Origin of the sequence: Halobacillus amylolyticus (assembly GCF_022921115.1) — a bacterium.
GTDB lineage: Bacteria > Bacillota > Bacilli > Bacillales > Halobacillaceae > Halobacillus_A > Halobacillus_A amylolyticus.
On the sequence record NZ_CP095075.1, the window covers coordinates 796171 to 820618 of the forward strand.

The window sequence follows — 24448 nt, forward strand, 5'->3', positions numbered from 1 at the left end:
ATAAGGACCTCCTTAATCTTCCGCAATCCACGAACGTAATAATTTAGCAAAGTCTTCCGGTTTTTCTTTAGCCATCCGCTCCAGTTGCTTACGTCTTACCGATGACTCTGTTTCTTTTTCCTCTATGTCCGGCACAGTGATCGGCTGTTGCACAGGAATTTCTTCAAATACTTCTTCCTCTTCTTCCTCATACTGATTTCTTCTCCTAAACAATAACCATAGCAGTGCAGCAATAATGAGGAGCAGTACACCTCCTGTAACATACATCCAAACAGGTATTCCTGTTGTTTCCTCTGGGAAGTTTGGCTCTCCGCTGAATTCCTGGAACACAATCGAAACTTTTTCCTCAGGATTCACTTCTCCATAGCCTTCATTTATGGAAGTTGTGATCATCGAGTTCAAGATCGACTGCACACTATCTTCCACCGTTTGCTGCTCTTGTTGGGTGAGCTGTTGCACTTCCCCCTCAGGATTGGTTCCTTTTGTATTATCAATCGCTACTTGTATCCCCAAGTCACGTACTTTGTAAGGACTTTCCTCGATATTGCGCCGGATTCTGTTAAACTCATTATTGATCGTTTCTTTCGTCATTTCATAGTCGCCAGCATCACCCTCACCTTCAGCTAGATAATTGGCAACATCCTCTTCCCCAGCCCCCGGTATACCACCTTCAGGAGCTCCCCCGTGTACGTTTCCTCTATACGTTCCACACTGACAGGCAGCCCTTCCATGTTTTCAGGATCAACTGGTTCTACTAACTCTTCCACACGGTTTTCTTTTGTAAAATCAATATCTGCTGTGACTGTTGCTACAACCTTGTCTTGTCCAATCATCATTCCAAGCATTTTTTGGACACGTTGCTGAATATCCCGTTCGATATCTTGCTTAATATTTTGTTGATATGTATAAGCATCAGCACCATTAGCAACATTTGACTGATTTGTGTCAAAATAGTTAAAGTTTTGATCCATGATGACGATATTATCTTTAGAGAGATTTGGTACCGATTTTGAAGCTAAATTGTAGAGTGCTTCCACTTGATTTGGCTGAATGTCATAGCCGTGTTGAATATTTAATACGACGGAAGCAGAAGCCTCCTGGTTTGTTTCGGACATAAACACCTGTTCTTCAGGGATATTAATCATTACTTTTGCATCTTCGATTCCAGTGATCCCTGTCATTAGGTTAGCTAATTCTGTCTGCATAGCATCAAGTTTGATTACGTCAAATTCATTATCCGTCATTCCCCATGAAACGTTGCCGCTAAAAAAGCTATAGTCAATACTACCGCTGTTTGGCAAACCCGCAGCTGCCAGATCGACTAGTAGTGATTCAGCTTGCACTTCAGGAACGGAAATTGTTGTTCCCCCTTGATCAAGCTCGTAAGGAACACCGCGTGTATCAAGTTCAGCTTTCACTTGACCCACTTCTTGTAATGATAAATCTCTATACAGCGGCACCATATTTGTACGAGTTGCAAAAAAACTAGCGATACTTAATAACAAAATGATCCCTGCTACAGATCCAATGAGTAGTCCTTTTTGTTTTGAACTTCGCTCACTCCAAAATGCTGTCATTCGATTCTTAAAAAATATTAATTTTTCTTTCATAATTGCCCCCATAAAACGCACAAGTTAAGAGAATATGTATGGTAATAAGATAAATAGGATGATCTTTAAACTTGCATACGCATAATTTCTTTGTAGGCATCAATCACTTTGTTCCGTACTTCTATCGTTGTTTGCATCGTGATGCTAGCCTTTTGGGACGTGATCATTACATCATGAAGATCATCTACTTCCCCTCGAGCAAGCGCCTTCGTCTTTACATCGGAGGCAACTGCAGCATCGTTTACTTGATTAATAGCTTCCTTCAGACTATTTGCGAAGAACGAGTGTGCTTCACTAGGTGTGACTGTTGTTGTTTTTTGAGGCTGTACTGGTTTAACTAAAGATTCATTTGTTATTTGTGACCAATCGACCATATAAATTCCTCCCCTTACTTACCGATTTCTAAAGCTTTCATTAACATTCCCTTTGTCGCATTGATGGATGTCACATTAGCCTCGTAGGAACGTGTTGCACTCATGATGTCAACCATCTCCTGAAGAGGATCAACATTTGGAAGCTGTACATACCCCGCTTCATTAGCATCTGGATGTGATGGGTTATACATTTGTTTAAACGGCTCCTCATCCTCAACAATCGCTGAGACCTCCACACCTTGTCCAGGTGTACTTGAGCGGTTTGCAGCCGACTGTAAAAAAGATTGAAATGATTTTTCCTGAGGTTCAAACACAACCATCTTTCTTCGATATGGCTCCCACTGGCCATTTTCATTTACGGTTGCCCTCGTAGTGTTTGCATTTGCTATATTTGAAGAAGCAATATCCATTCTTAATCGCTGGGCCGTTAACGCGCTCGCACTTGTATTCATGCCATGAAATATACTCACTGGTTTACCTCCCTCCTTTTATAACACTTTCAAGACTTCTAAATTTCCCGCCGATGCGATCAACTAATGCTTGATATTGAATTTGATTTTTGGCAAGTTGATTCATTTCCTTATCGATATCAACGTTGTTTCCGTTGTGATTATATGTAGTGCCTTGTTTGGTAATTGTTTTAAATGGCATCGTTGTATTGTCTGAAAATGGGATATGACGGGGGTTTGTTCTCTTTGTCTCAAATCCGCTCAACTCCCCGTTTAATACATCTTTAAAGACGACATCCTTTGCTTTATAACCAGGGGTATCGACATTAGCAATATTATTAGATATGGCTCTATTTTTAGCAGTTGCATAGTTTAAAGAGTTTTCAAGGGTGGTAAACGTCTCACTGAATAATTTCAAATCCTGTAACCTCCATTCGACACAATGTAACACAGTTATTTTAACTATTGTAGGACGAATTGTCCAGATTGGATAAACTTTCTTTACATAAACTTAACTTTTAGTACGTTTCGCTTAGGATAATTGAATGAGTTTAGTGGCAATCCTCACCACTTGTCGAAAAAACTACTATAATGAACATTATTACACATTTATGTCATAAAAAAAATAACTATTATACCTCCTTAAAAAAAGCGTACTAAAGAAGGATAATCTAATACTTTTATGTATACATTTTGTTATATTTTACAAATAGTATAGTTCTGTTAACCTAAAACACCCCCACTACCTTATATAAGTAGTGGAGGGTGTTTTATTTTCCTTTTAATTTGAACGAAGTTTTTGAAGTTCTACTAAGAAGTTATTATTAAGAACCTTAATGTACGTACCTTTCATACCTAAAGAACGGGATTCAATAACTCCTGCACTCTCTAATTTGCGTAAAGCATTTACAATAACAGAACGGGTAATACCAACACGGTCGGCAATTTTACTTGCTACAAGCAATCCTTCATTTCCTTCTAATTCTTCAAAGATATGCTCAATCGCTTCTAACTCACTATAAGATAAGGAACTGATCGCCATCTGGACAACAGCCTTGCTGCGCGCTTCCTGTTCAATCTCCTCCGTTTTCTCATGAAGAATTTCCATTCCAACCACTGTTGCCCCATATTCAGCTAATAGCAGGTCATCCTCCTTAAAGCTTCCATTAAGGCGGCTTAGAATAAGTGTACCTAATCGCTGTCCGCCTCCAATAATAGGAACGATCGTTGTTAATCCTTCTTCAAACAGTTCTCTGTTTTCAACAGGAAAAGCTGTATATTCACTATTGATATCAAGATCTGCCGTTGTTTCCTGAATGTTAAATAGATTTTGTGTGTACTCTTGAGGGAATTGACGTTCAGACAGCATAGCCTGCATACGTTCATTCTCAATTTCCTGTTTAATAGCAAATCCCAGCAGCTTTCCTCGACGGCTTAAAACAAAGGTATTTGCGCCGATAACGTCCCTCAGTGTTGCAGACATGTCATTAAAGTCCACCGATTTCCCTGTTGTTTTTTGCAGCATTGCATTGATTCTTCTTGCGCGATTTAATAATTCCATTATTGTTCCTCCTTGCGTATATTCACTACAGTATAAATCTGCTTAAATCTTTATTTTTAACAATTGTAGATAATTTGCTATCCACGTATTGAGGGGTAATATCTATCGTCTCTAAGGTTACATCCGAAGCTTCGAACGACAAGTCTTCTAATAGTTTTTCAAGAATGGTGTGAAGACGCCTTGCTCCGATGTTATCTGTTTCCTGATTTACTTCATAGGCAATTTCAGCGATTCTAGTAATAGCATCGTCAGAAAATTCCACCTTTATACCTTCTGTTTCTAAAAGAGCTTTATATTGCTTAAGTAAAGCATTAGAAGGTTCAACTAAAATACTTCTAAAATCCTCTATTGTTAATTTATTTAATTCTACCCGAATCGGAAAACGGCCTTGCAGCTCGGGGATCAAATCAGAAGGTTTAGCCATATGAAAGGCGCCGGCAGCTACGAATAAAATGTGATCTGTAGAGACAGGACCATATTTTGTAACGATCGTTGAACCTTCTACAATCGGTAGAATATCGCGTTGCACACCTTCACGTGATACATTAGCCTGGTTATCCCCTTTAGCAGCTACTTTATCAATCTCATCGATAAAAATAATGCCAGATTGCTCCACTTTCTCAACAGCTTGCTGCCCCACTTCATCCATATCGACAAGTTTCTGTGCCTCTTCTTGAGTCAACACTTTTCTCGCTTCACTTACCGGCAGCTTTCTCTTCTTTTTCTTCTTCGGCATAAATTGACTAAAGGCATCCTGCATATTCATGCCCATTTGTTCCATGCCAGAGCCCTGCATCATATCAAACATAGAGGATTGGGATTCTTCAACTTCAATCGTAACCATGCGGTCCTCAAGCTCTCCCAAATCGAGCTGATGTTTGATTCGCTGCCGTTTGTTCTTGATTTCTGTTTCATCCTTATCTTCGGATGATTCCGATTGCTGTTGATTCCCTTGTTGGAACAACATTTCCAGAGGGTTTTTAAAATTGCTGTTCGATTGTTTCTCTTTGGACGGTACGAGCAGTTTGATTAACCGCCTGTTTGCCTGCTCCTCTGCCGCACCTTTTACAGACTCAATCTTTTCCTCTTTTACCATGCGCACTGCCATTTCTACTAAGTCACGAACCATTGATTCTACATCACGGCCAACATAACCTACTTCCGTGAACTTGGTTGCTTCCACTTTTACAAATGGCGCTCCGACCAGTTTCGCCAGACGACGCGCTACTTCTGTTTTACCAACACCCGTTGGGCCCATCATCAGAATGTTTTTCGGTACGACCTCATGTTTAAGGTCATCGGTTAATTTCATTCTTCTATAACGATTTCTAAGGGCAACGGCTACGGACTTCTTGGCATTAGTCTGGCCGATGATATAGTGGTCAAGCCGCTCGACAATTTCCTTAGGCGTTAAATTTAATGACATTCCAGGCGACCTCCTTATTCAAGAACCTCAAGTGTGATTTGGTCATTCGTGAAAACACATATTTCCCCAGCTATTTCTAAAGCAGCTTGAGCAATCTGATCAGCTGATTTTTCAGGTGAGTATCTCTTTAACGCTCGACCCGCACTTAACGCATAGTTGCCACCTGATCCAATTGCTAGTATTCCATCATCCGGTTCTATTACTTCCCCAGTTCCGGAAACGAGAAACATTTTATCTTTATTTAAGACGATTAACATGGCTTCAAGCTTTCGTAAAACTTGGTCGCTTCGCCATTCTTTTGCAAGTTCAACAGAAGCCCTTGCCAAGTTTCCATCATACGTTTCAAGCTTTGCTTCAAACTTTTCAAACAAAGTAAATGCATCCGCCACAGACCCAGCGAATCCTGCTAGTACCTGTTCATTAAAAAGCTTTCGTACTTTTACTGCTTTATGCTTCATAACGACTTGGTTGCCTAACGTCACTTGACCATCACCGCTCATCGCACTTTTTCCATTGTGTTGAACAGCGAAGATCGTTGTTGCATGAAATTGTTGCTCCACTAGAATCACCTCGTTACTTTTTGGCTCTTGGATGGCTGCCCATATATACCTGCCTGAGCCTATCTTTTGTTACGTGTGTATAGATTTGCGTTGAGGATAAATGCTCGTGTCCGAGTAATTCCTGAACTGACCGCAAATCTGCACCTTCATTCAATAAATGTGTGGCAAACGAATGTCTTAACTTATGTGGATGAATATCAACCGTTAATGCAGCTTCCTTCACCATTTTGTTTAGAATCGTGCGAACACCTCTTGCCGTTAAAGGCCCTCCTTTAGCGTTTACAAAAAGCTTTTCAGTTGGCTGTGCCTGATTCTTAAGCAGCTTGGGTCTCGCCTCTTTTATATAATGCGTCAACGCTTCTTCGGCAAGCTTACCGAATGGCACATACCTTTCTTTACTGCCTTTTCCGTAAACGAGCATTGTAGTAAGTGAAAAGTCGATATGCTTCTCTTCAAGATGGACACATTCACTTACGCGTATACCTGTTCCATAAAGCACTTCGAGTATGGCCTGATTTCTTTGACCCAATGGTGTAGAAGAATCGCTTACAGAAAACAACTGTGCAAGCTCTTCTTCATAAAAGAAATCGGGGATAGGGTGTTCACTCTTAGGTAATCTTACGTTTATAAACGGATTTTGTTTCACTATTTCTTCCCGCTCTAAAAATCGATAAAAACTTCGCAAGCAGGAAACCTTTCTGGCAATACTTCTTCGGGAAAGCTTTTCATGAAGCTTCGATAAATACACGCGAATAAACGGGTGATCAACGTCTTGCAGCTTTGTAAGGGCTTCTGATTCCATAAAAAGAAGAAACGCATCTATATCTTCTGCGTAATGACTTACTGTTAAGGGAGATGCATTTTTCTCTATTTGCAGATATTCTAAAAAGAGTTGTTTATAGCGAGTCTGATTTGTCATAGTTCACCTCACAAAGGCGTTTAAATTTTATCACAATTGGCCGATGAATAACAACGGATTTAATAAAACTGTAACAAAATTCTGAATTGTTCCGAAGCTTTTACAAGTATAACATGCATCAGGGCCTGTTTGTTAATATAGACACGCATAGAGCCATTCAACAATTTTTCACAGTATACCTTATCATTTTGATCAGCTCGTATATCCAACTGTGAATTTGCTTCATTTATGGTATGGAAAGTCGTTGATCATAAGTAAATAACCAAAATCGCTGTCAAGTAAACATACTTACCAAACCGTAATTATAGCCTTCACAATGCCCTGTGTCAATTCATTCATGAAAAGAAAGAGCCTGCAGCTCGGTTTTCGGCTGCAGGCTCTTTAAAAAGCAATTCATTATGATTGCTGCTGTTCCTTATAATCACATTCTGTGCACTGAATTTGCGTTCCTTTTTTAGCCCGTTTCTCAACCAATAAGGACTGGCATCTCGGACAAGGTCTAGTAATCGGTTTATCCCATGAAATAAAGTCACATTCGGGGTACCGATCACAACCAAAGAACTTACGATTCTTCTTGCTTTTTCGTTCGACAACTTCTCCTTCTTTACATTTAGGACAAGTGACACCGACCTTTTTAAGAATCGGCTTTGTGTTTCTGCATTCCGGGAAGTTCGAGCAGGCCAAGAACTTACCGTAGCGGCCCATTTTATATACCATTTCGTGTCCGCAATTTTCACAGTCAATTCCAGCCGGTTCATCTTTGATTTCGATTTCTTCCATTTCTTTTTCTGCTTTCTCAAGCCTTGGTTCAAAGCCTTTATAAAAGTCAGCGATAATCGATACCCAATTTTGTTTCCCTTCTTCAATCGAATCTAGATCATCTTCCATTTCCTTCGTGAAATCCGCATCAATAATTTCTGGGAAATATTCTTTGAGCTGATCTAGGACGATCTCTCCAAGTTCTGTCGGTACAAAGCGTTTATTATCAAGCGCTACATAGCCACGACGCTGGATAACATCTAGTGTTGGAGCATAAGTGGAGGGTCTGCCAATCCCCAGTTCTTCAAGTGTTTTTACTAAGCGTGCTTCTGTGTAACGTGGAGGTGGCTGTGTGAAGTGCTGATTGGGTTTGATTTCATCGGCCTTCACAGTCATCCCTTCCTCTAAGTCTGGCAGCATTTTATCCTTCTCTTTTTTATTATCATCATTGCCCTCAATATACACTTTCATAAACCCTTTGAATTTAACTTTTGAGCCTGTAGCTCTAAATTCAACACCTTGGTTTGTTAAATGAACCGTCATCGTATCTAATACAGCCGGCGCCATTTGACTGGCCAAAAACCGATCCCAAATTAGTTTATAAAGACGGTGCTGATCCCTTGATAAAGCCTTCTTCATTGACTTCGGATCTCGCGCAGCACTTGTTGGCCTGATTGCCTCGTGTGCATCCTGAGCTCCTTCTTGCTTTTTTGATGCTTTACTTTTACCCAAGTATTCTTTGCCGTAGGTTGAATCAATGTAATTCATTGCTTCTTCCTTAGCTGTGTTTGAAAGTCTAGTGGAATCTGTACGCATATAAGTGATCAAACCTGCAGTACCTTGTTTCCCGCCAAGGTCGATCCCCTCATAAAGCTGCTGGGCAATCATCATCGTTTTCTTTGCACGAAAGTTCAGCTTTCTCGCTGCCTCTTGTTGAAGAGATGATGTGGTAAATGGTAAGGAAGGATTTCTGCGGCGCTCGCGTTTATTAACTTTATCAACAGAATACGAGTCACCTTTCAGCTTACTTTTAACCTCTTCCACATCTTCTTCAGTTTTAAGCTCCTTCTTCTTTCCGTCTACTCCATAAAAAGAGCCTTCAAATGTTTCTTTTCCCTTTAGAAAATTAGCTTCGATTGTCCAATATTCTTCAGGATTGAATTTTTTAATTTCATTTTCCCGATCGATGATGATTTTGACGGCTACAGACTGGACACGACCTGCACTGAGTCCTTTTTTAACCTTTTTCCAAAGAATCGGGCTGATATTATAGCCAACCAGTCGATCTAGAATCCGTCGCGCTTGTTGTGCATCAACAAGGTCGGAATCAATCGTTCGTGGTTGTTTAAATGAGTCTTTAATTGCTTCTTTAGTGATTTCGTTAAACACGACTCGGCACTTTGATTGGTCATCAATATCTAAGCTATGAGCCAAATGCCAGGCAATAGCTTCCCCTTCGCGATCGGGGTCGGCTGCTAAATAAACGCGTTTCGCTTTTTTGGCTGCCGCTTTTAAATCTTTAAGCACAGGGCCTTTGCCGCGGATAGTAATATATTTCGGTTCAAACTCTTCCTCAACATTGACACCCATCTGACTTCTAGGCAAGTCACGAACGTGTCCGAGGGATGCTTTTACTTTATATTTTTTTCCAAGATATCGTTCAATCGTTTTTGCTTTTGCTGGTGATTCAACGATTACAAGATAGTCTGCCATGTAGGTTCCTCCCATAGAGGTGTATTTCTGTTTGCTCTTTAGTTTTCATAAATCTTCCCTATTATTAAATACAATGAAACCGTTTGTCAAACTTCACCGTTTCATTTCTTTTCCTCACAAGACGCTTAAACCATAGGTGCAAAGCCATTTATAGGAAAAGTTATTTTAATTTTTCAGCGTAGGCATGAATAATATCTTGATAGCCTTGAAGGAGTGTTGCCCCTTCTCGAATCATATAATGGCACCCTTCACTCGTTTTACTGTCAATTGGACCTGGCATCGCAAAAACTTCCCTTCCTTGTTCAAGGGCTTGGTCCACAGTAATAAGTGAACCACTCCTAAGCCGTGCTTCGATGACAAGTGTCGCTTCCGATAAACCTGATATAATCCGATTTCTTTCCGGGAAGTGATATTTTCTAGGGGGACGATCAGGTGGATATTCACTTATAATAAGTTGGGTATCACCCATATGTTTATATAGTGCGAGGTTATTCCGCGGATAAATGTGGTCAAAACCTGATCCAATCACAGCAATCGTTGTTCCACCGTGTTGAATGGCTAATCGGTGTACACACTGATCTATGCCCATGGCCATGCCGCTAACCATACAGAAGTTTGATTTAATGAGAGGGATCAGAATTTGCCGCATGGCCGGAAGCGCATAATTTGACGGGGTTCGCGTTCCAACAACACTTAATGTTAATGGATGCTTCAGTAACTTTTTATTGCCCTTTATGTAAAGGACGAGCGGGGGATCAGGAATGGTCTTTAGTAACTCAGGATAGTCTGTGTCAAAAATGGTCACACATTCATACCCCTGTTCATCTGTGTCGAGTTTCTTCATTATACTAGTGCCGTGTAAATATTTGTAGATGACTAAGGAATTTTCACTCGGGAGACGGAAGGTTGTCGAAATTTTTTCGGGGGTTATTTTCAGGAGGGTTGCGAGATCAGGATCTAGCTTTAGCCACTTGTTTAAAAGGGAGCGGGAAACCTGAGGGCAAGCATGTAAGTGGATCAAACGTTGTTTAAAGGTGTTCATGTACCAGCCTCTTTTCTTATATAATGTTTTCGTTAAGTATAGCGAAAACCGCACCACGAAGGCACGGTTTCCTCTATATAATGAATTAATGTGTTTTGCACTTGTCATAAAGGTTTTCTTTTTTCAAGACGTTGATCAGCGTTTCACCCATGACAGAAGGTGTTTCAGCTACTTCGATTCCACTTTCATTCATGACGCGGATTTTCTCATCAGCTGTTCCCTTACCGCCTGAGATAATAGCCCCAGCATGCCCCATCCGTTTTCCTGGAGGTGCTGTACGCCCACCAATAAAGCCAACGACAGGCTTATTCATATTTTCTTTTACCCACTCGGCCGCTTCCTCTTCAGCTGTTCCGCCGATTTCACCAATCATAATCACAGCTTCTGTGTCCGCATCTTCATTAAATGCTTTCAATACATCGATAAAGTCCGTGCCGTTGACTGGGTCTCCACCGATACCTACAGCAGTACTTTGACCAATGCCAGATTCAGTCAACTGGTGTACCGCTTCATACGTAAGGGTACCAGAACGGGAAACAACACCAACATGACCTTTTTTATGAATATATCCAGGCATAATACCAATTTTGCATTCGTCTGGAGTGATAACACCTGGACAGTTAGGGCCGACAAGACGTGTTCTCTTACCTTCCATGTAGCGCTTGACTTTAACCATATCAAGAACAGGAATATGTTCAGTAATACAAATGGCTAAATCCATATCCGCATCTGTCGCTTCCATGATCGCATCAGCAGCGAATGGAGCGGGCACATAAATGACAGAAGCGTTGGCTCCAGTTTGTGCAACGGCTTCTTCTACAGTATTAAATACAGGAACACCTTCAACTTCAGTGCCGCCTTTACCTGGCGTTACACCGCCAACAATTTGTGTTCCATATTCGATCATTTGCTTTGTATGGAATAGGGCTGTAGAGCCGGTAATTCCTTGAACAATAACCTTTGTATCTTTGTTAATATATACACTCATCAGATTCCCCGCCTTTCCTACTTAACTAGTTCTACGATTTTTTGAGCGCCATTTGCCATTGAATCAGCAGATGTAATATTTAGTCCTGATTCTTCAAGAATCTTCTTACCAGCTTCTACGTTTGTACCTTCAAGACGTACGACAAGCGGCAAGGTTAAGCCGACTTCTTTCGTTGCTGCAACAACTCCTTCGGCAATTACATCACACTTCATGATACCACCGAAGATGTTAACGAAAATCCCTTTGACATTTTCATCTGAAAGGATCAGTTTGAAGGCTTCCGTTACCTTCTCTGTAGTAGCGCCGCCTCCAACATCAAGGAAATTGGCAGGATCACCGCTATAGTGATTAATCGTGTCCATCGTAGCCATAGCCAGTCCAGCACCATTTACCATACAGCCGATATTTCCATCCAAAGCAATATAGCTTAAGTCATATTTGGATGCTTCTACCTCTTTTGGATCTTCTTCTTCAAGATCACGCAATTCGCCAATATCCTTCTGACGGTATAGAGCGTTATCATCAAAGTTTAATTTGGAATCAAGAGCTAGTACATCGCCATCCCCTGTTGTAACAAGCGGGTTGATTTCCGCGATAGAACAATCTTTTTTAACGAAAACGTCATATAAGCCAAGCATGAACTTGACAGCTTTGCCTAATGATTCTTTCGGAATATTAATATTGAAGGCTAGTCGACGAGCCTGGAAAGGTGTCAGACCAGTTACAGGATCAATAACCTCTTTGAAAATTTTCTCAGGGGTCTTTTCTGCCACTTCTTCAATCTCTGTTCCACCTTCTTCGGAAGCCATCATCGTTACTTTACTCGTTGCACGATCTAACACAAGTCCAACATAGTATTCACTCTTAATATCGCAGCCTTCTTCAATTAGCAGACGCTTCACTTCTTTACCTTCTGGTCCGGTCTGATGGGTTACAAGCGTCTTACCTAAAATTTCTTCTGCGTATGTACGCACTTCATCAAGATCTTTAGCAATCTTAACTCCACCGGCTTTTCCGCGTCCGCCCGCGTGGATTTGTGCTTTAACTACAGTGACCTTGCTCCCCAGCTTCTTAGCTGCATCTACAGCTTCATCTACGGTATAAGCCACATGGCCATTTGGCACTGAAACGCCAAAGTCGCGCATAATTTGTTTTCCTTGATACTCGTGAATGTTCATGTTTCATCCTCCCATCAAATTTCACTGCATTTCCATTGTATAAAAAAACGCTGTCAATTGTCCACAGTAACCTCTTTTTATGTCGAAAGTTCCCAGTTTGTTTTCGTCCATTATATTATGTAAACCTGTTTTTCTTTTCTACTTCCTGATCTGCACGGTAGATAAAAGCAAAAACGTCTGCCACAACGTGATACAAATCTTCAGGGATCTGCTCGTTAATGTCCAGCTCCGTCAACAGCTCAACGAGGGTGGCATCCTCTTGGACTGGAATATTGCTTTCTTTTGCTTTATCAAGAATGTTATCGGCTATGATCCCTTTCCCTTTAGCAAGAACTTTTGGCGCCTGATCCTTTTCCTTCTGATAACCAAGCGCAATGGCTTCCTTTCGTTTGTTCTTCATATACGGATATCTACTCCCTTATGTCCTTTATTTGCCCGAGAGGTCTGGCTCGACTGGTTGTGATCACTTGATTGTTGAACTTTAACAGAGGTTAATTCATAACCTAACTCCAAAAGTCCAGACGCAAGTGCTGACTTCTGATTTAAGACAAGGCTTTCTGCTTCTTTCATCTGGTTATAGATCGTAACAGACACCCGGCGCTCAACAATTGATAAGTCAATCACTGTTTCCTGTAAATGCTCTAAATCTAAAAAGAACATAATATGGCAATAATCCGGGTCAATTTCGCCTTCGCTATTCTGCTTTCCTTCCATGTTCACATGAATATCCTTACTAACGTTTAACAAATCACCAGGGAAAGTAAGAGCAAGCTGAAGCATCTGCCCGGTTTCTTGATGGGAAGTAAGCTGTACACCATTAAGCAGCTGTATAAGCTGTCTCGCAGAATCTTGTCTCAACGATGGGTGATCCTGAATGTTTCGCAGCAACAACGATTTAACGGTTTCTTCTTTGACAATCTGCCCATTCTTAGCAAGCTGATTTTTTACGGTCGATTCATAATTGATGCCTGACAATAAGTGCATCATTTTCATTTTAGCAAGAATGGTTTCCTTCCTGCCCATGTTTGAGGGTGATGTATGAGTGCGGACAACCCACTCAGTGAGGGCTGCTTTACTTGTATCAGGAACTTGTTTTGCAAGTAAAGTTTCAAGGCTTGATAATGCTTTTAGTGCCGTTTCAGCGCTTCCTAAAGGATAATTTGAACCTTGGGAAAGAATCGAAACTGTATGAGAACCTAAGAAAGGTGTTAATTTATCAAATACACCGGATTGAAGTATTGATTGATGATTAGCATGAAATTTATTAATGGAGGCGGGCACTGTGTGTGAGCTTGTAATGATTCGTTTTAGCTGTTTGCTCCATTCCGCGAGTACGTTATTCTCCCTTGATGAGAGTGGCAGCTGCTGCTCAAATAACCTTCGTAATGCCGTTCCAGCTTGATGACTGGAAGGCAAGAAGGGGACAGACTTCCCCATACTACTATGATTCCTTACGGTTGATTGGGCATCAAACTCAAGACCTGCCTGTGGATGAAAAGTACGCAGGAGAGATTGCTTATATTGTTGATAACCCACATGGTTCGGGATGACCCCTGCTTGCTTAAAAAGCAAAAAAGTACTTTTTCTTCCTTGACTAGCTTCAGAGACTAGCTTCGTTGCTGCGGCTTCTTGAAACGAACGAGACAATTGTTTTCCAGATAATAATCCAAGCAAATTGACGAGCTGTTTTTGTAGAGGATCTTTCGATTGAGACAGATGCTCATACACACGTGATAACTGATCTGTTAACGATAGGGTCTGTCTTGCCATGAGTGCATCGAACACCCCTGTTTTTATTGGCATTTGCTTCTGAAACATTTGCAGCATTGTCTGGTTCGCTTCGACTGTTCCTTTATGTTGCTGCAATATTTGGAAGGCATCTGTCAGGGCTGATTTTGTAAACGTACTCCCTTGTTTAATAAGCTGCATGAAAAAATCAACGTTTCCCTTCGTTGCTGTTAACCCTAGTTGCTTTAACAAACGCAGACCATCGCTTGCGCTTGAGGGGGCGCTTGTGAGGAGATCATTTTCAGCTTTAATGCACTGCCTCCTGTAGATGTTACTTGAAACATATACCTCTCACCGTCTTTTAAAGGAACCTCAAGCTGTGCCTGAAGCTGACGGTTGCCCATTTGAATCATTGCCCGTTGACCAGGCAGAAGTTCTACAATCTTGCCCGGTATCATTTGTCCGACTTGAAGCGGCTGCTCCCGTTTTCGGACGGCAGTTTGATAAAGTGCTTTAAAAAGTGGATGGGAACCTAGGCTCATCATGAATCCCCCTCATGAAAAAATGATATCTTTAAGTGAGTGTTCAAAAAGTGGCCAAATGAGAAGGCCGCTACGATCGTCACGATACGCGAGCAACGTCGACACTAGCACGTTCTGTGCGTCGCAAGAAGATCGAGGCGGCGTAGCTTTGAGCATCAAGGGAATCTTCCCCGAATTGGCATCGCACGAAGGAAAAGTGCCCTTCTTTTCCAAGGAACGGACTTGCACAGGACGTGCACGGTTTTAGTAGAAGTTCCACTGCAGCTTCATGATACGTGAGTAGCGAGGCCACTTCAGAGAATATCCTTCTTCGCTGCCTTGCACCGAGGAATTTACTTCTTAAATAGGCGTGTAGACACAGGGCACACGCTCTTCAAAAGCACGCCAACGAAAAGATTCGCCTCTTATCATTGGGTGACTTTTTGAACAAGCTCTTTAACCGGTGCAAAACTTTTACGATGATAGGGTGTGGGTCCATATGTCTTTAGTGCCTGTAAATGCACATGTGTGCCATAGCCCTGATTTGATGCAAAGCCATAGGTAGGATAGTGTTCACTGATTTCTTTCATCATAAGGTCCCGAGTTACTTTTGCCATAATACTTGCTGCAGCTATGGAAACACTGCGTTGGTCCCCTTTAACAATTGATTCTTGTGTGGAGGAAACATTCTCAAGTCTCATTGCATCGATTAGTAAATGGTCTGGAGTTTGAGGTAACTGTTCAACAGCACGCTTCATCGCAAGTTTCGTCGCTTGATAGATATTCCACTTATCAATCTCGTCATTAGTTACGATGCCGATCCCGTAGTCAGCCTCCTGTTTAATCACTTCAAAAAATTGTTCCCGCTTTTTAAGGGAGAGTTGCTTCGAATCATAAAGTCCTTCTAAATAAAAAGTAGAAGGCAAGACAACCGCAGCGGCCACAACCGGACCCGCCAGTGGCCCTCTTCCTGCTTCATCAATACCCGCGATCAATGTTTTTCCAGACGCCTTTGCCTCCTTCTCATAGGAAAGCATACGTTCATATTGCTCCTTTAACTCTCTCTCCCTTTGCTGCAAGACATCATATTGCTTGAGAAGCTTATGTACACCTTTACGCTTATCTTCTCTCAACAACTCTAGTTCAGATTCCGAAAATTGGTCTGTATCCAATTTGTATTTTATATCCTTAATCGTTGAATCTCTCATTATGTCATTCCCTCTTTATTGGTTTATCGGCTGCTTCTATTAAATATGTAATTCAAAAAGAGCATGAAGGCTTGACAGACAACCTTAGCCCAGTATGAATTTTTTAATCTATAAGAAAAACGCAATCTGGAGTCATTGACCCCTGTTGCGTTTCTCGGTGTTTATTCCGGTTGATCAAAGCTAATCAAACCAAGCTTTCCGCCTCTTAAATCTTGAAGAATAACATCTGATGTTTTATCAAAGTTTACGACACCACCACTCTCCAGGCAGCCCCTTTTTTGACCAATATGTTCAAATGCATTCATAATATCGTCGTACGTAGCAAATCCGTAGCGTTCTTTTAGTAAATCAGGGTAACTGTTTTTCATAAAATCCAATATATAAGCAGCTACATCTTCCTTCGGTAAAATTTGATCCTTAATTGTTCCTATGGCTGCAAGCCTGTATCCAATCTCCTCTTCCTCAAACTTAGGCCAGAGGATACCTGGCGTATCAAGCAGCTCAAAGTCTTTCTTGACCTTAATCCACTGTTGTTTTTTTGTAACCCCAGGGCGATCTCCTGTTATGGCAGCTTTTTTATTAGCAAGCCGATTAATCAATGTCGACTTTCCAACGTTCGGAATCCCCAGTATCATAGCTCTGGCGGCACGCGGACGGACACCCTTGGCACGCAGTTTGTCCATCTTTGTACGGGCAAGATCTTTCCCCATCTGAATAACGCGTTGAACATCCTTTTTATTATTTGCTTCTATCGCTAAGGCATTTATACCTTTGCGTTCATAGAAATCCAGCCAAGCTGTTGTTATGGCCGGATCAGCTAAATCTTTCTTCATGAGTACAACCATTTTCGGTTTATCTTGCAGCAAACCATGGAGGATTGGGTTTTCTGAAGATATCGGAGCTCTTGCATCGACAAGTTCGATCACAAAGTCGACTAATTTAAGCTTTTCTTCAGCTTCCCTTTTCGCTTTAGCCATGTGACCTGGATACCATTGTATAGTCATCTTCACCCTCCTTAGTTAACGAAGCCAATCCGATCAAAAGGCCAATAAATAAATACAGCTTCCCCTACAAGCTGCTCCTCAGGAACCATTCCGATGGTTCTACTATCTGTAGAATTGTCACGGTTATCCCCTAAGACAAGAAAATGCCCCTCAGGTACCTCTTCATACCCTCCTGGAAGCTGGCTGATCGTAAAATCCTGTGTTAGTGAATCCCCATTTTGAAGCTCGCTTTTCTCTTCACTCAAGAATGGTTCTTCTATTGGCTTCCCGTTGACATAAAGCTGATCATCACGTACAGCTACTTTATCTCCAGGCAGACCGATTATTCGTTTTATATAATCCTTTTTCTCTGTTGCATGAAAGACAAGGATATCGAATCTCTCAGGTGATCCGAGAGTGTAGTTAATTTTACTGACAATTAAATGGTCCCCATTATGTAAGGTTGGTTCCATGGACGGGCCTTCTACAACAACAGGCGCGAAAAGAAATACTCTTACGACGATGGCTAAGACGGCGGCGATGGCAAATGCTTTTATCCATTCTAACCATTGCTTTTTCATGGTAGTGTCCCCTTCACAGTTAGAAAAAAGGAGCTTGGCAGATGCAAGCTCCTCTCTTACTTGATTAGATAATTTCTTTAATACGTGCTGCTTTACCACGCAGATTACGTAGATAGTAAAGCTTCGCGCGACGGACTTTACCGCGACGAGCTCGTTCTATTTTAGCAAGACGTGGAGAATGTAGCGGGAATGTACGTTCAACACCTACACCGTAAGAAATCTTACGCACTGTAAATGTCTCGCTGATTCCACCATTCTGACGCTTAATGACAACACCTTCGAAAACCTGAATACGTTCACGGCTACCCTCAACTACTTTCACGTGAACCTTAACAGTGTCACCTGGACGGAAGTCAGGGTGATCCGTACGAAGCTGTTCTTTAGTAATGTCATGAATAAGTTGTTGCATTTTCCTTCACTCCTTCTTAACTAATGCTCTTGGCTTCTAAGAGGCAGCGGAACATCGTTTTTCACTTAAATCGAACGTTTAAGCACAACTGATAATATACCATAGTCTACTTGATTTCGCAAGGCTTATCAGCTATTTTGCCACTCATCAATCCATGCTTTTTCCTGCTTCGTTAACTCCCGTTGTTCAAGAAGGTCCGGACGCCTTAGAAAAGTTCTTTTTAAAGATTCATAGTGTCTCCACTCTTCAATTTTAGCATGATTGCCTGACATGAGAATCTCGGGGACCTGATGCCCTCTGAACTCTGCTGGCCTCGTATAATGGGGATGTTCTAATAAACCGCTTGAGAAAGAATCTTCGGGTGCAGATTGTTCGTTACCCAGCACCCCAGGGAGTAGGCGGACAACTGAATCGGTCACAACCATCGCCCCAAGTTCACCGCCAGTCAACACGTAATCGCCAATTGAAATTTCGTCAGTGATGAGTTCCTGCCGAATTCGTTCATCATAACCTTCGTAGTGGCCGCAGATAAAAATCAAATGTTCTTCCTTAGCCAGTTCCTCAGCTTTCTTTTGGGTAAAGGTCTCGCCCTGGGGACACATAAGGACAACACGCGGCTTATTGTTTTGCGGGGTACGAATGTCGTCGATTGCATCAAAAATCGGCTGTGGTGTGAGCACAAGGCCAGCACCGCCTCCATATGGATAATCATCAACCTTTTGATGTTTATTCGTTGTGTAGTCTCTGAAATTAACCGTTTGATAACTAAAGGCACCTTTATCTGCGGCCCGTTTTAAAATCGACTGATTGAACACACCCTGAAACATTTCCGGGAACAAAGTTAATATATCAATATGCATTAATCAAGCAGCCCTTCTATTGGATCAATGATCACCATTTGCTTATCTACATCTACTTCCTTCACGACGTCTTCAATATAAGGAATCAATATATCTTTATGATTTTGACGTTGAACAACCCAGACATCATTCGCCCCCGGGGTAAGGATTTCTTTGACCACACCAATTTCCTCACCTGAAACCAAAACCACTGTTGAACCAATAATCTCATGGAAATAAAATTCATGCTCGTCCAATGGTAGATGTTCACTTTCAGCCACCTTAAGAAAACCATCACGATAATCTTCCACATCATTGATGGAAAAGTGATCTTCAAATGTTATTAAATCAAATCCTTTATGGATTCGATGGCTTTTCACGATTAATTGTTTCGGTTCTTCTTGATCATGTACCCAATACAAAAGCTGTCCCGTCTGAAATCGTTCATCAAAGTCAGTAATCCGGCGTACTTTGACTTCACCCTTAATGCCATGTGTATTAATAATTTGCCCGACATTGTATAATTGTTCTTCCATGAATAACATTACCTCGCTCTTATGACGATACCGTCTTTAATGATTATTTGGGGATCAAACACTTGCTCGTCAAATCGATCCCCCACTTCAATAGTGACAAGAGACTCGACTTCATCAATCACAAGTTCACTGTCATTTGGCAATACATTCAATTGTTCCAGCAACTGTTCAGATTGTTTCATTTTGTCTTTACGCTTTTTGATTTCTGCTGAGAAACGCTTCCCTACATCGATTTTAGAAAACTCTCGTTTCTTTTCAAGTTTCTTCTGTTCAAATAGAAGTTGCTCACATTCTTGCTTGAGACGCCCATATTCTCCTTGAAATCGATCCTTCAATTTCTGTCTGCTCGCTTCTGTCAACACTTGCTTTACAGGTATTCGTTGAATGATCTGCATGATATTTACCTGCCTTATTGTTAAAATAGGCTGTTTTCTAAAAGATTGTTGTTTTTGACACAAAAACTATAAACTGCACAAAACCGCTTCCTGTGGGATCTTCAGCTGTTGTTTTTCCCGCGGGAGTCGACTGGCCTACGCTTCAATCAACCGCCATACTAGCGAAGAAATACACGAAGACGATGAGACCCCATAGTGAGCGTTCTTTGACGAAGGTTTATATCAACTTCGAGGGGGAAAGAGCAACAAAATTTACGAAAAGAGCCTTAAAGTGAGTGTTCAAAAGGATGCCAAATTAGAAGGTCGACTAAGATCGCCACGACACGCCAGCAACGTCGACACTAGCACGTGCTGTGCGTCGCAATAAGATCGAGAAGGCGTAGCTTTGAGCATCAAGGAAATCTTCCCCGAATTGGCATCGCACGAAGGAAAAGTGTCCTTCTTTTCCAAGGAACGGACTTGCACAGGACGTGCTGACTTCTACGTTGTGCACAGGACGTGCACGGTTTTAGTAGAAGTTCCACTGCTGCCTCATGATACGTGAGTAGCGAGGCCACTTCAGAGAATATCCTTCTTCGCTGCCTTGCCCCGAAGAATTTACTTCTTTGAATAGGCTCGTAGACAGGGGCACACGCTCTTCAAAAGCAAGCCAACGAAGAGATGCGCCGCTTATCATTTGGTGACTTTTTGAACAACCTTTTAAAATTAGATGGAAAAAAAGGGAAAGGTTTTCCCCCTCTCCCTTTTTACATGATATCTAAATAGATTCGTTTATTTGAATCAGACCCTGCCGCATATACTACCGTACGAATCGCTTTGGCAATTCGGCCGTTCTTCCCAATAACCTTACCAACATCTTCTGTATGGACGGTTAAGTGATAGACAATCTTTCTGTCTTCTTCCTTTTCCGCAACAACGATCTCTTCAGGATGATCTACGAGCGGCGTTACGATTGTTTCGATCAAGGCTTTCATGATATCACACTACTTTACTTTTGGTTTTTCTTGTCGTGAAATTGCTTCATGATGCCTTCTTTTGAGAATAAGTTACGAACTGTATCACTTGGCTTAGCACCATTGGACATCCAGTCGATCGCTTTGTCAGCATCGATATCAACCGCTACCGGGTTAACTACTGGGTTATATGTCCCGATTTGTTCAATAAAACGTCCATCACGAGGTGAACGTGAATCTGCTACTACTACACGATAAAATGGGTTACGTTTAGATCCCATTCGTTTTAGGCGAATTTTTACTGCCATGTTTGAGCACCTCCATCATTCTTAAATAAATGTTTAACACAAGTTTAGATTTTAGCAGATGATTGAATGTCTGTAAAGGTTTTTTACATTACATAAAGGGAAAATTCATTCCTTTTCCTTTTTTACCCTTTGTATTACTCATTTGCTTCATCATTTTTTTCATGTCTTCAAATTGTTTTAACAGTCTGTTGACTTCTGAAACAGACCTTCCTGAACCTTTTGCAATCCGCTTCTTGCGGCTGGCGTTCATTAAGGAAGGATCTTGACGCTCATTTTTTGTCATCGATTGAATGATCGCCTCAACGTGAGAAATTTGTTTGTCGTCGAAGGAAGCATTCTTTAAGCCTTTCATCTTGTTGGCTCCTGGAATCATGTTAATGAGTTCATCGAGCGGTCCCATGTTTTTCACCTGTGCCATTTGCTCAAGGAAATCCTCAAACGTAAAGGAAGCATTGCGCATTTTAGATTCAAGCTCTTTTGCTTGCTTCTCATCCACCTGCGTTTGAGCTTTTTCAATTAATGTGAGCATATCGCCCATTCCTAAAATACGAGAGGCCATACGTTCTGGATGAAACGGCTCGAGTTCGTCCAGCTTTTCACCCATACCGGCAAATTTAATCGGTTTGCCTGTGACTGCTTTAATAGATAAAGCGGCACCGCCACGGGTGTCACCGTCAAGCTTAGTCAGCAACACACCTGTCACATCGAGTTGTTCATCAAAACTTTCCGCCACATTGACTGCATCCTGACCAGTCATGGCATCGACAACTAAGAAAATCTCATCTGGAGTAACCGCTTCTTTAATCCGCTCCAGTTCCTCCATAAGATCACCGTCAACATGAAGACGCCCAGCTGTATCGATGATGACATAGTCATTGTGCTCTTCCTTAGCTTGTTCAACGGCTTGCTTCGCTATATCAACAGGATCTGCCTCTGTCCCTTGTGAATGAACAGGCATATCAAGCTGACGGCCTAACGTTTCAAGCTGCTGGACGGCTGCTGGACGATAAACGTCTGCCGCTGCTAATAGCGGTTTTCGGTTATAGTTCTTACGAAGCAAGTTCGCGAGCTTTCCAGTGGTGGTCGTTTTACCTGCACCTTGAAGACCAACCATCATAATGACAGTTGGCGGACGGTTGGCAACGGCAATTTTACTTTCATCCCCACCCATTAAGTCGGTTAGCTCTTCTTTTACAATCTTGATCACTTGCTGACCTGGTGTTAAACTCTCCATTACTTCCGAACCGACAGCTCGTTCGCGAATTCGCTTAACGAAGTCTTTTACAACTTTAAAATTAACATCGGCCTCAAGGAGGGCAAGTCGTACTTCACGACTCATTTCCTTAACATCTTGCTCGGAAACCTTCCCTTTTCCTTTAATTTTCTGGATGGTTTGCTGTAAACGGTCGGATAAACCTTCAAACGCCATCGAAGGACCCCCCTATTCTAATTCTTGTAGTTGCTTGAGACGGTCTCGAAGCTGATTCTCAACATCAGATTCCGGGACTGCCTCCAACATTTGCTGGATCAGTTGCTGACGCTTATAAAACTTTCCGTACAAATATAACTTGTTCTCGTATTCCTCAAGCATCGCTTCTGTACGGCGAATATTATCATAGACTGCTTGTCTTGATACATTGAAGGTCTCTGATATCTCACCAAGCGAATAATCTTCTAAATAATAGAGCTCCATATAGTTTCGCTGCTTTGGGGTTAGCAAGGATTGATAAAAATCAAACAAATAGTTGATACGTGTTGTCTTTTCAAGCACGTGTGAAGCACTCCTTGTTAAGTGAAATACCTTTACATATGAATACTAACGGACACAATCCTTTACTGTCAAGGGCTTAGTTACACCTCATCGTCTTCCTCTTCTATCATATCAGCAAATAGACCGTAAACGAAGGCGTGTGCATCAAACGTCTCTAAATCACTTACTTTTTCCCCTAAACCTACAAGTTTGACAGGGATGTCCAATTCATTACGAATCGCTAGCACAATGCCGCCTTTAGCTGTACCGTCGAGTTTTGTTAGAACAATGCCCGATACATCTGTTGACTCTGCGAACGTTTTTGCCTGGCTCATCGCATTTTGACCTGTGGTCGCATCCAATACGAGCAATACTTCATGTGGCGCTCCCGGTACTTCGCGTTCAATGACACGTTTAACTTTAGCTAATTCATTCATTAAATTAACTTTATTTTGCAAACGGCCAGCCGTATCACAAATGAGTACGTCGGCTTTTTTTGATTTTGCCGATTGAATGCCGTCATAAATAACGGCTGCCGGGTCGCTGCCTTCACTATGCTTAATCACATTGACACCAGCACGCTGTCCCCACACATCTAATTGATCAATAGCTCCTGCTCTAAATGTGTCGCCTGCAGCTAATGTGACCTTTTTTCCATCTGCTTTTAACTGGTGGGCAAGTTTGCCGATCGTTGTTGTCTTCCCTACCCCATTCACGCCAACGAAAAGATAAATCGTTAAGCCATCCGGATTCATTTTAAGCTCTTCTACTTCGCCTTCATCCTCAGCACCATAGTAAAGCTCGACAAGTTTCTCAGATATGACTTCCTTCACTTGCCTTGTGTCTTTAATATTTCTACGCTTCACTTCCATCTGAAGCTCATCAATCATTTCCATAACAGCATTGACGCCAACGTCTGCTGAAATAAGCACTTCCTCTAGCTCTTCGAAGAAATCCTCGTCCACTGTACGATAACGTGCAACTAGATCATTTATTTTGCTTGTAAAAGAGTTTCTAGTTTTCGCCAACCCCATTTTGAACTTGGAAGCAATCGATACTTCTTTGTCATCGACTTTCTCAGCACCATGAGCTTGATCTTCATGGCTCTCATCATTATCTTCAGATTCGTCAAACTCCTCAGGACTCTCAGCCATGTCTTCAGGTTCTTCGCTATCAGTGGTTTCCACAAATTCGGGTTCTTCTGTCTCATCATCTGTTGCTGTTTCTCCTTCAAGGTCTTCAGTATATCCTTCATCTGGCTCAGCATCATAGGCTTCTGCTGTTTTACTTTCCTCCTTTTCCATAGATTCTTCTACTGCTTTCTCCATTGGTTCTTCAACAAATTTTTCTTTTAACTTTTTAAAAAAGCCCATTTTATCTTCCTTTCTATATGTGAGTGTTCAAAAAGTTGCCAAATGAGAAGGTCGACTAAGATCACCACGACACGCGAGCAACGTCGACACTAGCACGTCCTGTGCGTCGCAAGAAGGTCAAGGTGGCATAGCTTTGAGCACCAAGGAAATCTTCCCCGAATTGGCATCGCACGAAGGAAAAGTCTCCTTCTTTTCCAAGGAAAGGAATTGCACAGGACGTGCACGGTTTTAGTAGAAGTTCCACTGCTGCCTCATGATACGTGAGTAGCAAGGCCACTTCAGAGA

General features: G+C 41.7%; 28 protein-coding genes. All 28 read right to left on the reverse strand.

From position 1 onward, the window contains the following. Positions 1-12: 12 nt before the first annotated feature. The 28 genes from MUO15_RS21845 to ftsY all read right to left on the reverse strand — a co-directional run bounded on the left by MUO15_RS21845 (position 13) and on the right by ftsY (position 24118). The gene (locus MUO15_RS21845; protein WP_318036219.1) at positions 13-663 is read right to left on the reverse strand and encodes a flagellar M-ring protein FliF C-terminal domain-containing protein; all 651 of its coding nucleotides are present in this window, start codon (positions 661-663) and stop codon (positions 13-15) included. Further along, positions 624-1610, reverse strand: coding sequence for a flagellar basal-body MS-ring/collar protein FliF (fliF, locus tag MUO15_RS21850; protein WP_318036191.1), 987 nt, complete (start codon positions 1608-1610; stop codon positions 624-626). Before fliF ends, MUO15_RS21845 begins: the two co-directional genes overlap by 40 nt. Before the next feature lie 65 nt (positions 1611-1675). Then, positions 1676-1984: a flagellar hook-basal body complex protein FliE gene (gene fliE, locus MUO15_RS04215; protein ID WP_245033721.1), complete on the reverse strand. Its 309-nt coding sequence runs from the start codon at positions 1982-1984 to the stop codon at positions 1676-1678. A 14-nt stretch (positions 1985-1998) separates the two neighbouring features. Then, positions 1999-2454 (reverse strand): flagellar basal body rod protein FlgC, encoded by a 456-nt coding sequence (flgC, locus tag MUO15_RS04220; protein ID WP_245033723.1) that lies wholly within the window; start codon positions 2452-2454, stop codon positions 1999-2001. Between the two features lie 4 nt (positions 2455-2458). Next, entirely contained in the window at positions 2459-2851 is a 393-nt protein-coding gene (gene flgB / locus MUO15_RS04225) for a flagellar basal body rod protein FlgB (RefSeq protein WP_245033725.1), read from the reverse strand. A 363-nt stretch (positions 2852-3214) separates the two neighbouring features. Then, positions 3215-3994: a GTP-sensing pleiotropic transcriptional regulator CodY gene (gene codY, locus MUO15_RS04230; protein ID WP_245033727.1), complete on the reverse strand. Its 780-nt coding sequence runs from the start codon at positions 3992-3994 to the stop codon at positions 3215-3217. Between the two features lie 25 nt (positions 3995-4019). Next, positions 4020-5420: an ATP-dependent protease ATPase subunit HslU gene (gene hslU, locus MUO15_RS04235; protein ID WP_245033728.1), complete on the reverse strand. Its 1401-nt coding sequence runs from the start codon at positions 5418-5420 to the stop codon at positions 4020-4022. Positions 5421-5434: 14 nt separating this feature from the next. Continuing rightward, the gene (hslV, locus tag MUO15_RS04240; RefSeq protein ID WP_256464165.1) at positions 5435-5980 is read right to left on the reverse strand and encodes an ATP-dependent protease subunit HslV; all 546 of its coding nucleotides are present in this window, start codon (positions 5978-5980) and stop codon (positions 5435-5437) included. 13 nt (positions 5981-5993) lie between these two features. Continuing rightward, positions 5994-6899, reverse strand: a complete 906-nt coding sequence (xerC, locus tag MUO15_RS04245) for a tyrosine recombinase XerC (RefSeq protein ID WP_245033730.1) — start codon at positions 6897-6899, stop codon at positions 5994-5996. Positions 6900-7295: 396 nt separating this feature from the next. Next, positions 7296-9371: a type I DNA topoisomerase gene (gene topA / locus MUO15_RS04250; RefSeq protein WP_245033732.1), complete on the reverse strand. Its 2076-nt coding sequence runs from the start codon at positions 9369-9371 to the stop codon at positions 7296-7298. Positions 9372-9531: 160 nt separating this feature from the next. Beyond that, positions 9532-10413: a DNA-processing protein DprA gene (gene dprA, locus MUO15_RS04255; protein ID WP_245033734.1), complete on the reverse strand. Its 882-nt coding sequence runs from the start codon at positions 10411-10413 to the stop codon at positions 9532-9534. An 85-nt stretch (positions 10414-10498) separates the two neighbouring features. After that, positions 10499-11401, reverse strand: a complete 903-nt coding sequence (sucD, locus tag MUO15_RS04260) for a succinate--CoA ligase subunit alpha (RefSeq protein ID WP_245033736.1) — start codon at positions 11399-11401, stop codon at positions 10499-10501. A 17-nt stretch (positions 11402-11418) separates the two neighbouring features. Further along, the gene (gene sucC, locus MUO15_RS04265) at positions 11419-12579 is read right to left on the reverse strand and encodes an ADP-forming succinate--CoA ligase subunit beta (RefSeq protein ID WP_245033738.1); all 1161 of its coding nucleotides are present in this window, start codon (positions 12577-12579) and stop codon (positions 11419-11421) included. A gap of 115 nt (positions 12580-12694) precedes the next feature. Further along, complete coding sequence (locus tag MUO15_RS04270) at positions 12695-12979, reverse strand: EscU/YscU/HrcU family type III secretion system export apparatus switch protein (protein WP_245033740.1); 285 nt, start codon at positions 12977-12979, stop codon at positions 12695-12697. Beyond that, entirely contained in the window at positions 12976-14559 is a 1584-nt protein-coding gene (locus MUO15_RS04275; protein ID WP_245033742.1) for a hypothetical protein, read from the reverse strand. The genes MUO15_RS04270 and MUO15_RS04275 overlap by 4 nt, the downstream gene beginning before the upstream one ends. After that, positions 14553-14849 (reverse strand): hypothetical protein, encoded by a 297-nt coding sequence (locus MUO15_RS04280; protein WP_245033744.1) that lies wholly within the window; start codon positions 14847-14849, stop codon positions 14553-14555. Before MUO15_RS04280 ends, MUO15_RS04275 begins: the two co-directional genes overlap by 7 nt. Positions 14850-15256: 407 nt before the next feature. Continuing rightward, positions 15257-16036, reverse strand: coding sequence for a ribonuclease HII (locus MUO15_RS04285; RefSeq protein WP_245033745.1), 780 nt, complete (start codon positions 16034-16036; stop codon positions 15257-15259). Positions 16037-16197: 161 nt separating this feature from the next. Then, positions 16198-17040 (reverse strand): ribosome biogenesis GTPase YlqF, encoded by an 843-nt coding sequence (gene ylqF / locus MUO15_RS04290; protein ID WP_245033747.1) that lies wholly within the window; start codon positions 17038-17040, stop codon positions 16198-16200. An 11-nt stretch (positions 17041-17051) separates the two neighbouring features. Continuing rightward, positions 17052-17600, reverse strand: coding sequence for a signal peptidase I (lepB, locus tag MUO15_RS04295; protein ID WP_245033749.1), 549 nt, complete (start codon positions 17598-17600; stop codon positions 17052-17054). Positions 17601-17664: 64 nt separating this feature from the next. Further along, positions 17665-18009: a 50S ribosomal protein L19 gene (gene rplS, locus MUO15_RS04300; protein WP_245033751.1), complete on the reverse strand. Its 345-nt coding sequence runs from the start codon at positions 18007-18009 to the stop codon at positions 17665-17667. Between the two features lie 128 nt (positions 18010-18137). Then, positions 18138-18869 carry a tRNA (guanosine(37)-N1)-methyltransferase TrmD gene (gene trmD, locus MUO15_RS04305; protein ID WP_245033753.1) on the reverse strand — a complete coding sequence of 244 codons (732 nt, stop codon included), beginning with the start codon at positions 18867-18869 and terminating at the stop codon, positions 18138-18140. Next, positions 18869-19384: a ribosome maturation factor RimM gene (rimM, locus tag MUO15_RS04310; protein WP_245033755.1), complete on the reverse strand. Its 516-nt coding sequence runs from the start codon at positions 19382-19384 to the stop codon at positions 18869-18871. The genes trmD and rimM overlap by 1 nt, the downstream gene beginning before the upstream one ends. A gap of 8 nt (positions 19385-19392) precedes the next feature. After that, a complete protein-coding gene (locus MUO15_RS04315; RefSeq protein WP_245033757.1) occupies positions 19393-19779 on the reverse strand; it encodes a YlqD family protein in 387 nt (128 codons plus the stop codon). 746 nt (positions 19780-20525) lie between these two features. Beyond that, the gene (locus MUO15_RS04320; protein ID WP_245033759.1) at positions 20526-20753 is read right to left on the reverse strand and encodes a KH domain-containing protein; all 228 of its coding nucleotides are present in this window, start codon (positions 20751-20753) and stop codon (positions 20526-20528) included. 14 nt (positions 20754-20767) lie between these two features. Next, the gene (gene rpsP / locus MUO15_RS04325; RefSeq protein WP_079529822.1) at positions 20768-21040 is read right to left on the reverse strand and encodes a 30S ribosomal protein S16; all 273 of its coding nucleotides are present in this window, start codon (positions 21038-21040) and stop codon (positions 20768-20770) included. Positions 21041-21128: 88 nt separating this feature from the next. After that, positions 21129-22469, reverse strand: coding sequence for a signal recognition particle protein (gene ffh / locus MUO15_RS04330; protein ID WP_245033761.1), 1341 nt, complete (start codon positions 22467-22469; stop codon positions 21129-21131). Positions 22470-22481: 12 nt separating this feature from the next. Continuing rightward, the gene (locus tag MUO15_RS04335; RefSeq protein WP_245033763.1) at positions 22482-22811 is read right to left on the reverse strand and encodes a putative DNA-binding protein; all 330 of its coding nucleotides are present in this window, start codon (positions 22809-22811) and stop codon (positions 22482-22484) included. 80 nt (positions 22812-22891) lie between these two features. Further along, positions 22892-24118 (reverse strand): signal recognition particle-docking protein FtsY, encoded by a 1227-nt coding sequence (gene ftsY / locus MUO15_RS04340; RefSeq protein ID WP_449727931.1) that lies wholly within the window; start codon positions 24116-24118, stop codon positions 22892-22894. Positions 24119-24448: the final 330 nt, after the last annotated feature.

Excerpts from the sequence above, each read along its gene's own strand:
- fliF (WP_318036191.1), bottom strand. The coding sequence starts at position 1,610 with ATGAAAGAAAAATTAATATTTTTTAAGAATCGAATGACAGCATTTTGG.
- fliE (WP_245033721.1), bottom strand. The coding sequence starts at position 1,984 with ATGGTCGATTGGTCACAAATAACAAATGAATCTTTAGTTAAACCAGTA.
- codY (WP_245033727.1), bottom strand. The coding sequence starts at position 3,994 with ATGGAATTATTAAATCGCGCAAGAAGAATCAATGCAATGCTGCAAAAA.
- hslU (WP_245033728.1), bottom strand. The coding sequence starts at position 5,420 with ATGTCATTAAATTTAACGCCTAAGGAAATTGTCGAGCGGCTTGACCAC.
- xerC (WP_245033730.1), bottom strand. The coding sequence starts at position 6,899 with ATGACAAATCAGACTCGCTATAAACAACTCTTTTTAGAATATCTGCAA.
- topA (WP_245033732.1), bottom strand. The coding sequence starts at position 9,371 with ATGGCAGACTATCTTGTAATCGTTGAATCACCAGCAAAAGCAAAAACG.
- dprA (WP_245033734.1), bottom strand. The coding sequence starts at position 10,413 with ATGAACACCTTTAAACAACGTTTGATCCACTTACATGCTTGCCCTCAG.
- sucD (WP_245033736.1), bottom strand. The coding sequence starts at position 11,401 with ATGAGTGTATATATTAACAAAGATACAAAGGTTATTGTTCAAGGAATT.
- sucC (WP_245033738.1), bottom strand. The coding sequence starts at position 12,579 with ATGAACATTCACGAGTATCAAGGAAAACAAATTATGCGCGACTTTGGC.
- MUO15_RS04270 (WP_245033740.1), bottom strand. The coding sequence starts at position 12,979 with ATGAAGAACAAACGAAAGGAAGCCATTGCGCTTGGTTATCAGAAGGAA.
- MUO15_RS04280 (WP_245033744.1), bottom strand. The coding sequence starts at position 14,849 with ATGAGCCTAGGTTCCCATCCACTTTTTAAAGCACTTTATCAAACTGCC.
- MUO15_RS04285 (WP_245033745.1), bottom strand. The coding sequence starts at position 16,036 with ATGAGAGATTCAACGATTAAGGATATAAAATACAAATTGGATACAGAC.
- ylqF (WP_245033747.1), bottom strand. The coding sequence starts at position 17,040 with ATGACTATACAATGGTATCCAGGTCACATGGCTAAAGCGAAAAGGGAA.
- lepB (WP_245033749.1), bottom strand. The coding sequence starts at position 17,600 with ATGAAAAAGCAATGGTTAGAATGGATAAAAGCATTTGCCATCGCCGCC.
- rplS (WP_245033751.1), bottom strand. The coding sequence starts at position 18,009 with ATGCAACAACTTATTCATGACATTACTAAAGAACAGCTTCGTACGGAT.
- trmD (WP_245033753.1), bottom strand. The coding sequence starts at position 18,869 with ATGCATATTGATATATTAACTTTGTTCCCGGAAATGTTTCAGGGTGTG.
- rimM (WP_245033755.1), bottom strand. The coding sequence starts at position 19,384 with ATGGAAGAACAATTATACAATGTCGGGCAAATTATTAATACACATGGC.
- MUO15_RS04315 (WP_245033757.1), bottom strand. The coding sequence starts at position 19,779 with ATGCAGATCATTCAACGAATACCTGTAAAGCAAGTGTTGACAGAAGCG.
- MUO15_RS04320 (WP_245033759.1), bottom strand. The coding sequence starts at position 20,753 with ATGAAAGCCTTGATCGAAACAATCGTAACGCCGCTCGTAGATCATCCT.
- rpsP (WP_079529822.1), bottom strand. The coding sequence starts at position 21,040 with ATGGCAGTAAAAATTCGCCTAAAACGAATGGGATCTAAACGTAACCCA.
- ffh (WP_245033761.1), bottom strand. The coding sequence starts at position 22,469 with ATGGCGTTTGAAGGTTTATCCGACCGTTTACAGCAAACCATCCAGAAA.
- ftsY (WP_449727931.1), bottom strand. The coding sequence starts at position 24,118 with ATGGAGAAAGCAGTAGAAGAATCTATGGAAAAGGAGGAAAGTAAAACA.